The 13,419-nt window shown below is 74.8% G+C and carries 10 protein-coding genes; 8 read left to right on the top strand and 2 right to left on the bottom strand.

Annotated features, from left to right (window positions below):
• Positions 1 to 11 precede the first annotated feature (11 nt).
• The gene (locus CLV72_RS24385; protein ID WP_245930415.1) at positions 12 to 2,309 is read right to left on the bottom strand and encodes a thiamine pyrophosphate-dependent enzyme; all 2,298 of its coding nucleotides are present in this window, start codon (positions 2,307 to 2,309) and stop codon (positions 12 to 14) included.
• Positions 2,310 to 2,538: 229 nt separating this feature from the next.
• On the opposite strand from CLV72_RS24385, the gene CLV72_RS24380 reads away from it, so the two are divergent.
• The 3 genes from CLV72_RS24380 to CLV72_RS24370 all read left to right on the top strand — a co-directional run bounded on the left by CLV72_RS24380 (position 2,539) and on the right by CLV72_RS24370 (position 4,460).
• Positions 2,539 to 2,853 carry a TFIIB-type zinc ribbon-containing protein gene (locus CLV72_RS24380; protein WP_106250771.1) on the top strand — a complete coding sequence of 105 codons (315 nt, stop codon included), beginning with the start codon at positions 2,539 to 2,541 and terminating at the stop codon, positions 2,851 to 2,853.
• 54 nt (positions 2,854 to 2,907) lie between these two features.
• Positions 2,908 to 3,534, top strand: a complete 627-nt coding sequence (locus CLV72_RS24375) for an AAA family ATPase (protein ID WP_106250769.1) — start codon at positions 2,908 to 2,910, stop codon at positions 3,532 to 3,534.
• A gap of 80 nt (positions 3,535 to 3,614) precedes the next feature.
• On the top strand, positions 3,615 to 4,460 hold the full coding sequence (locus CLV72_RS24370) for an NAD(P)H-binding protein (RefSeq protein WP_106250767.1): 846 nt from the start codon (positions 3,615 to 3,617) through the stop codon (positions 4,458 to 4,460).
• 47 nt (positions 4,461 to 4,507) lie between these two features.
• Here the strand turns inward: CLV72_RS24370 and CLV72_RS24365 are convergent, their stop codons facing one another.
• Positions 4,508 to 7,687, bottom strand: coding sequence for a UvrD-helicase domain-containing protein (locus CLV72_RS24365; RefSeq protein ID WP_106250765.1), 3,180 nt, complete (start codon positions 7,685 to 7,687; stop codon positions 4,508 to 4,510).
• 216 nt (positions 7,688 to 7,903) lie between these two features.
• On the opposite strand from CLV72_RS24365, the gene CLV72_RS24360 reads away from it, so the two are divergent.
• From CLV72_RS24360 to arfA, 5 genes are all read left to right on the top strand, one after another.
• Positions 7,904 to 8,083 carry a CsbD family protein gene (locus tag CLV72_RS24360; protein WP_106250762.1) on the top strand — a complete coding sequence of 60 codons (180 nt, stop codon included), beginning with the start codon at positions 7,904 to 7,906 and terminating at the stop codon, positions 8,081 to 8,083.
• A 451-nt stretch (positions 8,084 to 8,534) separates the two neighbouring features.
• A complete protein-coding gene (locus CLV72_RS24355; RefSeq protein ID WP_106250760.1) occupies positions 8,535 to 9,857 on the top strand; it encodes an extracellular solute-binding protein in 1,323 nt (440 codons plus the stop codon).
• A 25-nt stretch (positions 9,858 to 9,882) separates the two neighbouring features.
• Positions 9,883 to 10,836, top strand: a complete 954-nt coding sequence (locus CLV72_RS24350; protein WP_106250757.1) for a carbohydrate ABC transporter permease — start codon at positions 9,883 to 9,885, stop codon at positions 10,834 to 10,836.
• Positions 10,833 to 11,702: a carbohydrate ABC transporter permease gene (locus CLV72_RS24345; protein WP_106250754.1), complete on the top strand. Its 870-nt coding sequence runs from the start codon at positions 10,833 to 10,835 to the stop codon at positions 11,700 to 11,702. The genes CLV72_RS24350 and CLV72_RS24345 overlap by 4 nt, the downstream gene beginning before the upstream one ends.
• Positions 11,703 to 11,777: 75 nt before the next feature.
• Entirely contained in the window at positions 11,778 to 13,289 is a 1,512-nt protein-coding gene (gene arfA / locus CLV72_RS24340; RefSeq protein ID WP_106250751.1) for an arabinosylfuranosidase ArfA, read from the top strand.
• Positions 13,290 to 13,419 lie beyond the last annotated feature (130 nt).

Raw genomic sequence — 13,419 nt, 5'->3', positions numbered from 1 at the left:
GTCTCCTTGGGTCATCGGGCCGCGCGGTGCGCGGCGGGGGCGGGTGCGGCGTCGAGGAGGCGGCGGGCCGCCTCCTCGACGGTCCGCTCCGACAGCAGGACGTGGTAGGCGGCGTCGCCCAGCGGGATGAAGCTGTCGGCGCTGCACACCCGCGCCGCCCGTCCGGTGTACCCGGCGTCGGCAAGCGCGGCCAGCACCCCCTCCGAGACGCCGCCGGTGCGGCGGGTCTCGTCCACCACCAGTACCCGGCCGGTGGCCTCGGCGGCGCGCAGCAGGTCGTCGACGGGCAGCGGCGCCAGCCAGCGCAGGTCCAGCACCTGGGCCCGCACGCCCGAAGCAGCCAGCGTACGGGCGGTGCGCAGGCTCATCGGCACCCCGTTGGCGAAGGACACCAGGGTGATGCCGGGCCGCTCCGCCGCCTCGGGGTGCGGGTCGTAGCCGCGGGCGCGGCCGATCGGGACGTGGGCCTCGGCCCATTCCCCGGGGGCGCGGTAGGGGTCGGTCCAGCCGCCGTCGCCCTCGGTGTGCAGGTCGCGGGTGTGGTAGAGCGCGATCGGCTCCAGGAAGACGCTGACCGTGCCGTCGACGGCGGCCGCCGCCACGCAGGTGCGCAGCATCGCGGCGGCGTCGGCGGACCGGCTCGGCGAGGCGATCACCACGCCCGGGATGTCGCGCAGCGCGGCCACGGCGTTGTCATTGTGGAAGTGGCCGCCGAAGCCGCGCTGGTAGCCGTAGCCGGCGATCCGCAGCACCATCGGGTTGCGGTACTGCCCCTGGGAGAAGAAGGAGAGGGTGGCCGCCTCGCCGCGCAGCTGGTCGGCGGCGTTGTGCAGGTAGGCCAGGTACTGGATCTCGGGCACCGGCAGCAGCCCCGACACCCCCGCCCCCAGCGCCAGGCCCAGGACGGACTGCTCGTCCAGCGGGCTGTCGAAGACCCGGGCCGCGCCGAAGGCGCGGGCCAGGCCGCGCGTCACCCCGTACACCCCGCCCTTGGCGGCGACGTCCTCGCCGAAGAGCAGCAGCTCCGGGCGGGCGGCGAAGAGGTCGGCGAGGGTGCGGTTGACGCCCTGGGCGAGGGTGAGCGGCCCTTCGGCCTCCGGCAGGCGGCCGCCGAAGGCGGCCCGCCGCGCCTTTGGCCCGGGCGCGCGGGCCGCCGCGGCGGCCACCGCCGCCGGGCGGCGCGGCGCGATCGGCGCCATCACCTGCGCGGCCGAGCGCAGCCGGGGCGCCCCGGCCACCTCCTGCTCGGCGGCCCAGACGCGCTCGCCCGCCGCGCGGTACCGCTCGACCACCTCGGCCGGGCCGAGCAGGCCGTGGGCGACCAGCAGCCGGGCGGTGCCCAGCAGCGGATCGCGGGCGAAGTCGGCGGCGATCTCGGCCGGGGTGCGGTAGGACAGCTCGGCGTCGGAGCCGGCGTGGCCGAGGAAGCGGACCGTGCGCAGGTGCAGGAAGGCGGGCGCGCGCCGCTCGCGGACCCAGTCGGCCGCCGCCCGCGCGGCGCGCAGGGCGGCGGCGGTGTCGGAGCCCTCGGCGGTGAAGTAGGCGGGGGAGGAGCGCTCACCGTGCGCGGCGGCGATCCAGCCCGCCGGGGTGCGCACGCTGATGCCCAGGCCGTTGTCCTCGCAGACCAGCAGCAGCGGCAGCGGCAGCCCCTGGTAGGCGCACAGCCGCGCGGTATTGATCGCGCCGGCGGCGGTGGAGTGGTTGGCCGAGGCGTCGCCGAAGCCGCAGACCGCGATCGCGTCCGCCGGCCAGGGCGAGGCGACGCCGAGCTTCCTGGCCCGCCCGATCGCGAAGGCGACGCCGACGGCGCGCGGCAGGTGGGAGGCGATGGTGGAGGTCTGCGGGATGACGGCGAGATCGGCGTGGCCGAAGACCTTGTGCCGGCCGCCGGAGATCGGCTCGGCCGCGGCGGCGGCCAGGCCGAGCAGCACGTCGCGCACGCCGTCGTGGCCGGGCACCTGGGCGGCTCGGCGCAGGTAGAAGGCGCCGGAGCGGTAGTGCAGCAGCGCCGGGTCGGTGGGCCGGCAGGCCGCCGCCACGGCGGCGTTGCTCTCGTGCCCGGCCGAGCCGATGGTGTAGAAGCCCGCGCCGCGCCGCTGGAGCCTGCGGGCGGCGTAGTCGAGGTGGCGGCTGGCGGCCTGGGCGTCGAAGAGGGCGAGCAGGTCCGGGCCGGCCAGGCCCTCGGCCGCCGGCTCGCGCGGCGGGGGCGGCTGCGGCGGGGCCAGCCGGGCGGCGGCGTCGAGGAAGTGGCGTTCGAGTTCGTCGCTGCCGTCGCCGCCGGTCATCCCGTCCTGGCCTCCTGCCATCCGTCGCCTGGAAACATCGCACTCGAAAGGCAGTTTCGCTGGAATTCCTCCGGTCCACAACCGGTGTGCACGGAAGAAGAGGATGAATCCGTGCTGCTTCCCGGACGGCGACCCTATCGCCCCGGCCGGAACGGGCCGGGGTCGCCCCGGCCGGGAAACGCGGCCGCGGACCGAGCCGAGATCACCGACACCGCAGCGGGCCCGGGCGCCGGTTCACTAAGCTGTTCCCGTGATTTGTCCAAAGTGTCAGAGCCCGATGAGGACCATCAACCGGCAGGGTCTGCGGATCGAGCAGTGCGAGGGGTGCCGCGGCATCTTCCTCGACCGAGGAGAGCTCGAGCAGATCATCTCCGCGGAGCAGCGCCACTACGGTGGCGGCATGCCCCACGGGGGCGGATACGGGGACTCCCCGCCGCCCTACCGGGGCCGCCCCGACTCCCCGTCCCCCTACCATGGAGGCCATGGCGGCTACTCCGACTCGCCCCCGCCCTACGGCGGCCAGCGTCGGCGCCGCAAGAGCTTCCTTGAGGACCTGTTCGACTAGCGTGCCCAGTACCGATGCGTACCGCCTAGACCCCGACCAGACCGACAGTTCCCCGTGAATCTGCTGATCTGCGCGGCCTGCGGCGTCCGGAACGACGAGCCCGTCGTCGTTCCGGACGCGCCAGTGCTCGCCTGCCCGCACTGCGGCCACCGCCAGCCCTTCCTGCGGCTGCCGCTGCTGTGCGTCACCGGCCCGAGCGGCACCGGCAAGTCCACCGTCGCCGCCCTGCTGCTGGAGCGGCTGCGCGACCGCTGCGTGGTGCTCGAACAGGACCTGCTGTGGGTCGACGGCCTGCGCGATCCCGCCGACGACTACCGCGCCTTCCGCGGCACCTGGCTGCGGCTGGCCGCCATGGTCCACCAGAGCGGCCGCCCGGCCGTCCTGTGCGGCACCGTCATGCCGCCCGAGTTCGAGCGGCTGCCCGAACGCGTCCTCTTCGACCGCATCCACTACCTGGCGCTGGTCAGCGAGCCCGAGGTGCTGGCCGCCCGGCTGCGCGCCCGCCCGGCCTGGCGGGAGTGGAACGAGGAGCGCATCGCCGAGACGGTCGACTTCAACGAATGGGTCCGCGGCGGTGCCGCCACCATGGACCCGCCGGTCGCCCTGCTCGACACCACCACCGCCCCGCCCGAGCACACGGCCGACGCCGTGGCGGAGTGGGTCGCCAAGACCCTGGGATAGGCCCCGGCGCGGACGAACGCCCATGCGGGGCGGACGCTCGCCGATGGCCCGCCGTGCCGCCCGCGGGCAGGCTTGACGCCATGGAGAAGACAAGGACCCTGGTCACCGGGGGCACCGGCAAGACCGGACGGCGGGTGGTGGACGGACTCCGGGCGCTCGGCGTACCGGTGCGCGCGGCATCGCGGTCCGGTGACACGCGCTTCGACTGGGCCGACCCGGGCGGCTGGGACGCCGCGCTGGACGGCGCGGACGCCGTCTACATCGTGCCGCTGGACGGCGCGCCGACCACCCGCCCCTTCGTGGAACGAGCGGTGCGGGCCGGGGTGCGGCGCCTGGTGCTGCTGTCGGCCCGCGGGGTGGCCACGCCCGGCTACTTCGCCGACGACGACCCGGTCGCGCGCACCCACCGCGACGGCGAGCAGGCGGTGCGCGAATCCGGCCTCGACTGGACGATCCTGCGCCCCGGCTGGTTCGCGGACAACTTCAGCGAGGGCCTGTTCCGCCCCGGCGTGCTCGGCGGCGAACTGGCGCTGCCCGCCGGCGACGGCGCCGCCGCCTGGATCGACGCCCGGGACATCGCCGACGTGGCGGTGGCGGCGCTCACCGGCGAGGGCCACGGCGGCCGCGTCTACGAACTGTCCGGCCCGCGCCCGCTCACCGTCGACGGCGCGCTCGCCGAGATCGCCCGCGCCGGCGGCCCGCGCGCCCGCTACGTCCCGGTGGCCGCCGAGGACTTCGTCGCGGCGGCGGCCGCGCAGGGCGTGCCACCCGAGGAGGCGACCGCCTGGGCCGCCGCCATCGGGTCGATCCGGCGCGGCCTGGAGGCGGCACCCACCGAGGGAGTCCGCCGGGCCCTCGGCCGCCCCGCCCGCGACTTCGCCGACTACGCGGCCGCCGCACAGGCCGCGGGCGCCTGGCGGGACTGAACCGCGCCCGGGCCTGCCGCCCGGCCGCGGGCGGCGCGGCGGAGCGCTCACATGAGCCGCAGTTGGCGGTCCTTGGGCCGGCGGCGGGTGGCGGTCTCGGCGTCGACGGGCATGGTGAGCGCGGCCGGTACGTCGGCCAGGAAGGGCGAGGGGCGGGCCGGGCGGGCGGTAGCGCCGTGCCGGGCGCGCTCGCGGGCGTGCGACAGGTACAGCCGCTCCTTGGCGCGGGTCATGCCGACGAAGAACAGCCGCCGCTCCTCGGCCTCGGCCGCCGGGTCGGGCCCGGCGCCGGGGAGCCGGTGCGGGAGCAGGCCGTCCTCGCAGCCGACCAGGAAGACCACCGGGTACTCCAGGCCCTTGCTGGCGTGCAGGGTGAGCAGGGCGACCCGGTCGGCGCGCGGGTCGAGCGCGTCGACCTCGGCGCCGACCGCGAGGGCGGCCAGCAGCGCGGGCAGGTCCTCGCCGTGGGACTCGGCGAGCGGGCGCAGCAGCTCGGCGGCGGTGCGCACGTCCGTCGCCTGGTCGGCGCGGTCGCCGAGCCGGTCGCAGACGGCCGCGGCGGCCAGCCGCAGCCGCTCCGGCAGCGGCCCGGCGGGCTGGTGCGGCAGCTCGTCGGCGAGCAGCCGCATGCCGGGGCGGGCGAGCAGCCGGTCGTGCGAGCGCTTCTGGAACGGGATGCCGGCCCTGTTGAAGGCCGTCATCAGCGCGCCGGCCTGGCCGTCGGTGCGGTACAGCACCGCGATGTCGGCGAAGCCGAGCCCGTCGGCGCCGTCGTGGGCGACCCGTCCGCTGTCCAGGGAGTGGTGCGAGATGCCGCCGAGCAGCCGGTCGACGGTGCGCGCCACGAACTCCGCCTCGGCCTCGGGCCCGGCGGCGGCGTGCACCCCGATCCTGGCCGGGTCGGAGAAGGAGCCGACGGCGCGCAGGGTGCGGTCGGGCACCAGCGAACTCGGCGCGACGGCGGCGACGGCGGCGTCCACGATGGTGGCGCTGGACCGGTAGTTGCGGCCGAGCTGGACGGAGGCGGCGCCGGAGAAGTCGGTGCCGAAGCGCAGGAAGTAGCCGACGTCGGCGCCCCGGAAGCGGTAGATGGCCTGGTCGGGGTCGCCGATGGCGGTGATGTTGCCGTCGGCCCCGGCCAGCAGGCACAGCAGGGTGTACTGCTGCTCGTCCACGTCCTGGTACTCGTCCACGCTGATCCAGCGCCAGCGCTCGCGGTAGTGCGCGAGCAGCGCGGGGTCGTCGGCCAGCAGCCGCACCGGCAGCCGCAGCAGGTCGGCGAAGTCGACCAGGCCCCGGGCGCGCAGCGCCTTGCGGTAGCGCTCGGCCGCCTCGGCGGCGTCGGGGTCGGGCTCGGGCCGGTCGGCGTCGGCCAGCAGCCTGCGGCCCAGCCGCTCGGTGCCCGCCGTCTCGGCCGCCGCGGCCAGCCGCTCGGCGTCGTCGGCGATCCGCCAGTCGGCCGGCAGCCCGGCCGCGCCGTGGCGCTCCCGCAGGATCCGGGCGCCCAGGCCGTGGAAGGTGGCGACGGTGACGGCGGGCGCCTGCGCGGGCGCCAGCGCGGCCAGCCGCTCGGCCAGCTCCTCGCGGGCCCGGTTGGTGAAGGTGATCGCCAGGCAGTGCTCGGCCGGGACGCCGCGCTCGGTGACCAGGTGCGCGATCCGGTGGGTCAGCGTGCGGGTCTTGCCGGTGCCCGGCCCGGCCACGATCAGCAGCGGTCCGCCCGGGTGCGCGGCGGCGGCGCGCTGCTCGGCGTCCAGCCCCTCCAGGATGGACCGCGAGGGCGCGGCGGGGGCGTCGGCGAGCGGGAACAGTTCGGGCTCTGCATCGGGCCCGGCCTCGGCGGCGCCGCCGAAGAGGTCGTCGTCGGCGGGCGGGGCGGCGGCCCGCCGCTCGGGCCGGCCGCGGCCGGACGCCTTGGCCGGACGAGCGGGCGCGACCTCCTCGGTGTCGAAGAGGGTGGGCGCCGAGGCCGGAGTGCGCAGCTCCTCGGGCTGGAACAGCCGGATCACGCCGTACTCGCCGTCGTAGCCGGAGTCGCGGACCACCTCGCCGCGGCGCAGCCGGGCGATGGCCTCGCCCAGCAGCTCGCCGCCTGCCGCGCGCACGTCGTCGACCGGCACCGAGCCCAGGATCGCCAGCTCGGGGCCGAGCTTGGCGACCAGCTCGGCCACCGCGCCCAGCACCTTCTTGCTCTTGGGGCCCACGCCCAGGATCTCGCCCATGATCTCCGGCAGCGGCACGAAGCTGCGGAAGCCGGCCCGCCCCGGCGGGCGGCGGCCCGGTTCGCGGTCGGCCAGCTCGACCACCCGGCTGAGCACGCCCACCGTGAGCGGCCGCCCGCACTGCGGGCAGCGCCCGCCCAGGGCGCGGGTCTCGTCGGGGTCCAGCCGCACATCGCACTTGCGGTGGCCGTCGAGGTGGTACTTGCCCTCCTCGGGGAAGAACTCGACCGATCCGGCGTAGCCCTCGCCGGTCTCCAGCGCGCGGCGCATCTCGTAGTAGTCGAAGCCGGTGTCGAAGGCCGACGCCTCGCGGGCCAGCATCGGCGGGGAGTGCGCGTCGGAGTTGCTGACCAGGGTGTAGCCGTCCAGTGAGGAGACGGTCCAGTTCATCTCCGGGTCGCTGGACAGGCCGGTCTCGACCGCGAAGACGCGGTCGGCGAGGTCGGCGTAGCAGTCGGCGATCGCGTCGAAGCCCGACTTGGAGCCCAGCGCAGAGAACCACGGCGTCCAGATGTGCGCCGGCACCAGGTAGGAGCCGGGGTCGCTCTCCAGGGTGATCTCCAGCAGGTCGCGGGAGTCCAGGCCGAGGATCGGGCGGCCGTCGGAGGCGATGTTGCCGATCCGGCCCAGGGCGCGGGTGATGTGCTCGGCCGCGTCCATCGTGGGCGCGTACAGCAGGTGGTGGACCTTGCGGGTGCGGTCGCCGCGCTTGTAGATGGTGGAGATCTCCACCGAGAGCATGAAGCGCACCGGTGTGCGGCAGGCCGCGGGCAGGGTGCGCGCGATCTCGCGCTCGGCCTCGGGCCGCAGCCGGAACAGGCCGGGCTCGGCGGGCACCAGCTTCTCGCGCAGCTCCGCACCCCACACAGGGTGGGTGAAGTCGCCCGTGCCGACGACCGCGACGCCCTTGCGCCCGGCCCACCAGGACAGGTGCTCCAGGTCGCAGTCCCTGCTGCAGGCCCGTGAGTACTTGGAGTGGATGTGCAAATCGGCGTAGAACGACACGGGTCGATCCTGGCACGGCGGGCGGTCCGCCGCGCCGCGTTCGCTTGATCGCGGCCGGGTTCGGACGGTGCCGCCGCCGGGCTGACCTGGGACGGGCCGCGCAGAGCGCCGGCGCGGCGCCCGGCGGCGTGAATGTTCCCACGGCGCAGGGGTAGCCGCGCTGCCGACAGACGGACATGAGCGACCGCCGCGACGACGACGAAGGGGTTGGACGCTATGGCGAAGGAGAACAAGGCCGCCAACAAGGTGACCCAGGCCAAGGGCAAGGCCAAGGAGGCCGTGGGCAAGGCGACCGGTGACGAGCGCCTGCGCGCCGAGGGCGAGCGCGACCAGGCCACGGCCGACCTCAAGCAGTCCGGGGAGAAGCTGAAGGACGCCTTCCGCGACCGCAGGTAGGGGATACGGCCCGGGAGGCGGCGTCCCGGGCCGAGAGCGAGGCCGCCGGACCGCACGGGCCGGCGGCCTCGCCGCGTCCGGGGGCGGGTGCGGCGGTTCCGGATGATCTGCGGTGGTCCAGATCACTTCAACTCTTGACGCTGCCGAATGTTAGCGCTCACAATGAGACCCCTGTCACCATCCGTGCTCCGCGGGAGTCGCCTGGCATGAACCGCTGCCATCGCAAGCAGGGCCGTGGCCGGGCCCGTTCCGGAACCCCCGGGCGGGGCCGGCGGCGCCCGCGCCCCGCCCGTGCCGCCGCGCGCACCACCCCCGCGCCGGACGGCTGAGCCCGCCGCACCCGTACGGATCCGGGCGCTCGGCGCGGCCGCGAGTTGTTAGCGCTAACAATCGGCTGCGCCGCCGCACGAAACCCTCGACCCGACCCGCCCGCCCCGCCGAGGAGACCTCCATGCACGACACCACCGGCCCGCCCCGCAGACCGGGGCCTTACCCCTTGAGCAGGCGGACGCTGCTGGCCGGCTCGCTGGCGGCGGCCGGCCTGGGCCTGGCGGGCTGCGGCTCGGTGGCCGACGCCGCGTCGGGCCGCCGCGCGCTGCGCCAGTGGAACCTGTTCACCGGCGGCGACGGCGCCCGCATGGTGGAGATGCACGACCTGTACCGCCGCGAGCACCCCGAGATCGAGCTGCGCCCCACCACCTACCTGTGGGGCATCCCGTACTACACCAAGTTCCTGATGGGCGCGGCCGGCGGCCGGGCCTGCGACATCGCCACGATCCACCTGTCGCGGCTGCGCGGCCTGGGCATCGACCGGCTGATCGACCCGGTCCCCACCGACCTGCTCGCCGAGTACGGCGTCACCGAGCAGACCGTGCTGCCCAACATCTGGAACAACTGCCTGGTGGACGGGCGGCTGTACGCCATCCCGCTGGACACCCACCTCATCGTCACCTACTACAACCGGACGATCTGCGAGCAGGCCGGCGTGCTCGACTCCGACGGCCGGCTGATCGAGACGACCGGCACCGAGGACTTCACCGAGATGCTGCGCGCGGTGCGGGACGTGACCGGGCAGGTCGGCGTCAGCCTGGACACCTACGGCGCCTGGAACCTGTTCTGGTCGCTGTACCGGCAGGCCGGCGGGGACATGAGCTTCGACGGCGGCCAGGTCACGATGGACGACGACCGCGCGCTCGAGGTGCTGGACTTCCTGCGCCGGCTGGCCGAGGAGGGGCTGGCGCCGACCGACTCCAACGGCCCGGCCACCGCCGCGAACTTCACCAACGAGGTCGCCGGCCTGTGCATCCAGGGCAACTGGGAGGTCGCGACCTTCGAGACGGCCGGACTGGACTTCGGGATGCGGCCGCTCCAGGGCATCTTCGGCGAGCCGCTGACCCGCGGCGACTCGCACGCCTTCGTGCTCCCGCACCGCCGCACCCCCGACGACGCCGCCGTGCGTGCCGCCGTGGAGTACGCCGCCTGGATGCTCCAGCACAGCATCACCTGGGCCGGGGGCGGGCACGTGCCCGCCTACCTGCCGGTCACCGAGGACCCCGCCTACCTGGACCTGCGCCCCCAGTCGGACTACCGCGACGCCGTGCGCGACGCGCAGTTCGACCCCGACGCCTGGTTCAGCGGCTCCGCCGCCCCGCTCCAGAACGACGCCGCCTCCATCTTCAGCGGCGTGTTCAGCGGCGCCACCACCCCCGAGCAGGCGCTGGCCCGCTTCAGGCAGGCCGCCCAGCAGCTCGTCGACACCCCCTCTCCCGTGTGACCGGCGCCGTCCCCAAGGAGTCCGAATGACCACGCACGCCGGCGTCACGCCGGCCGCGGCCGTACCGCCCGCCGCGGGCGCGGCCCGGGACCGAAGCCCGAACCGCCGCCGGACCTCCTGGGCCGGCCTGTGGTTCGTTCTGCCCTTCGCCGCCCTCTATGCCCTCTTCCTGCTCTGGCCGATGGTGTCGGGCCTGCTCACCGGCTTCACCGACCGCAGCCTCGGCCGCGACGCGACCTCCTTCGTCGGCCTGGACAACTGGGCGGAGCTGGTGGCCGACCCTGCGGTGTGGTCGTCGCTGTGGAACACCCTGGTGTTCACCGCGCTGAGCACCCCGCCGCTGGTCGCGATCGGCCTCGGCATGGCGCTGCTCACCGACCGGGCCCGCCGGGTCGGCTGGTTCCTGCGCTTCTCGTTCTTCGCGCCCTTCCTCATCCCGGTGGCGGTGGTGGCGCTGGTCTGGGAGTGGATGTACCAGCCCGGATTCGGCCTGGTCAACAGCGGCCTGACCGCGCTGGGGCTGGCCGAGGTGGGCTGGCTGTCGGACGCGGACATGGTGCTGCTGTCCGTCGTCATCACCACCGTCTGGTGGACGGTGGGCTTCAACTACCTGCTGTACCTGGCCGCCCTGCAGGGCATCCCGGCGCACGTGTACGAGGCGGCGGCGCTGGACGGCGCGGGCCCTTGGCGGCGGCTGGTGAGCATCACCCTGCCGCTGCTGGGCCGCACCACCGCGCTGGTGGTGATGCTCCAGCTGGTCGCGTCGCTGAAGATCTTCGACCAGGTCTACCTGATGACCGACGGCACCGGCGGCCCCGACTACGCGGCCCGCCCGATCATCCAGTACATCTTCGAGAGCGGGTTCCCCAGCATGCGGATCGGCTACGCGTCCGCCGTGTCCTACATGTTCTTCGCGGTGATCGTGATCGTCTCCATCGCCCAGTTCCGGCTGTTCGTCCGGAAGGAGGAGAGCCGATGACCGCCGTCGCCGCCGCACCGGCCGCCGCGCGCCGCCGGGCCCGCCGCCCCAGGATCACCCTCGGGGGCGCCGCCGTGACCGTCGCCGGGCTGTTCCTGGCCGTCACCTGGCTGATCCCGCTGCTGTGGGCGCTGAGCACGTCCTTCAAGCCCGAGGCCGAGACCACGGCCGTGCCGATCAACTGGCTGCCGCTGGAGCCGACCTTCGAGGCGTACCGCAGTGTGCTGGCCCGGGGCGACCTGCTCCGCTGGACCCTCAACAGCACCGTGGTATCGGTGCTGGTCACCGCGCTGACCCTGGCCGTGTGCACCCTGGCCGCCTACGGCTTCTCCCGCACCCGTTTCCCGGGCGACCGGTGGGTCTTCGGCGTGCTGCTGGCCGGGATCATGGTGCCGCCGCAGGTGCTGATCGTGCCGCTGTTCGACCAGATGACCGCGATCGGGCTGGTGGACACCTACTGGGGCGTGGCACTGCCCCAGGTGGCCGCGCCGGTCATGCTCTTCATCCTCAAGCGCTTCTTCGACGGCATCCCGCGCGACTACGTCGAGGCCGCCCGCGTCGACGGCGCCGGGCACCTGCGGGTGCTGTGGAGCGTGATGCTGCCGATGTCGGCGCCCGTGCTGGCCGCCGTCGGCATCTACACCTTCGTGCAGTCGTGGAACAACTTCCTGTGGCCCTTCGTGGCGACCACCGACCCGGCGCTGATGACGGTGCCGGTGGGGCTGGGCACGGTGCAGAGCTCCTACGGCATCCTCTACGCGCAGAACATGGCCGCCGCCCTGCTCGGCGCGCTGCCGCTGATCATCGTCTTCATGCTGTTCCAGCGCCAGGTCGTGCGCGGCGTCACCGATGCCGGGCTGAAGTGACACCCCCACCGCCTCCGCAACCGCTCGCCGCGCCGCGGCGATGACCCGACCCCGAGAAAGGGAGAGCAGACAACCGTGCACAAGGCGACGATCACCCTCGACCCGGCGCTGCGCGTAGGCCCGGTCCAGCGGCGCACCTTCGGCTCGTTCGTGGAGCACCTGGGCCGCTGCGTCTACACCGGCATCTACGAGCCGGGCCACCCGACCGCCGACGAGGACGGCTTCCGCCGCGACGTGCTGGAGCTGACCCGGGAGCTGGGGGTGTCGACCGTGCGCTACCCGGGCGGCAACTTCGTGTCGGGCTACCGCTGGGAGGACGGCGTGGGCCCGCGCGAGCGCAGGCCGGTCCGGCGCGACCTGGCCTGGCACGTCACCGAGACCAACGAGGTCGGCCTGGACGAGTTCGTCCGCTGGGCCCGCAAGGCGGGCGTGGAGCCGATGATGGCGGTGAACCTGGGCACCCGCGGCGTGCTGGAGGCGCTGGACGTGCTGGAGTACGCCAACCACCCGTCCGGCACCAGCCTGTCGGACCAGCGGATCGCCAACGGCTCGCCGGAGCCGCACGGCATCCGGATGTGGTGCCTGGGCAACGAGATGGACGGGCCCTGGCAGGTGGGCCACAAGACCGCGCGCGAGTACGGGCGGCTGGCGGCGGAGACCGCCCGCGCCATGCGGATGGCCCAGCCGGACCTGGAGCTGGTCGCCTGCGGCAGCTCGCACCTGAGCATGCCGACCTTCGGCGCCTGGGAGGCGGCGGTGCTGGAGGAGACCTACGAGGTCGTCGACTACATCTCGCTGCACGCCTACTACCAGGAGCACGACGGCGACCTGGCGAGCTTCCTGGCCTCGGCCGCCGACATGGACGCCTTCATCGAGGCGGTGGTCGCCACCGCCGACGCCGTCGGCGCGCGGCTGCGCAGCCCGAAGAGGATCCAGCTGTCCTTCGACGAGTGGAACGTCTGGTACCAGTCGCGCTGGCACGACCAGGGCCCGCCGAGCGACTGGCCGGTGGCGCCGCGCCAGCTGGAGGACCACTACCACGCGGCCGACGCCGTGGTGGTCGGCAGCCTGCTCATCTCGCTGCTGCGCCACAGCGACCGGGTGACCGCCGCCTGCCAGGCGCAGCTCGTCAACGTGATCGCCCCGATCATGACCGAGCCGGGCGGCCCCGCCTGGCGGCAGACGATCTTCCACCCCTTCGCCGAGACCGCCCGCGCCGCCACCGGCCAGGTGCTGCGCACCGTCCCGGTGTCGCCCTCGGCCGCCACCGGGCGCCACGGCACCGTCCCGCTGGTCGACGCGGTGGCCACCCACGACGCCGAGCACGGCCGCGCCGCCGTCTTCCTGGTCAACCGCTCCACCGACACCCCGGCCACCGTAGAGATCGACGCCCGCGCCCTGGCCCCCACCGGCCCGGCCCGCTGCCGCACCCTGTCCGACCCCGACCCCTATGCCGCCAACACCGCCGAGCGGCCCGACCGCGTCGCGCCCCGCCCCAACACCGAGGTCCACACCGAGGACGGCCGGGTGACCGTGGTCGTCCCGCCGGTGTCGTGGAGCATCCTGGAACTCTCCACCGGAGGCTGAGCCTCAGCCCTCGCCGCCGGACCGCCGCCGCAGGGGAGCGGCGGTCCGGCGGCGGGGGCGGCACCCAGCACGGACCGGATCCTCGGCGCAAGCCGCCGTCCACAGTCCGCGCCCGCGGGGGCGACTTTCC

The sequence above is a fragment of the Allonocardiopsis opalescens genome (assembly GCF_003002095.1).
In the GTDB taxonomy this organism is placed as follows: Bacteria; Actinomycetota; Actinomycetes; order Streptosporangiales; family Streptosporangiaceae; genus Allonocardiopsis; species Allonocardiopsis opalescens.
This window is presented reverse-complemented; position numbering and strand designations above follow the sequence as displayed.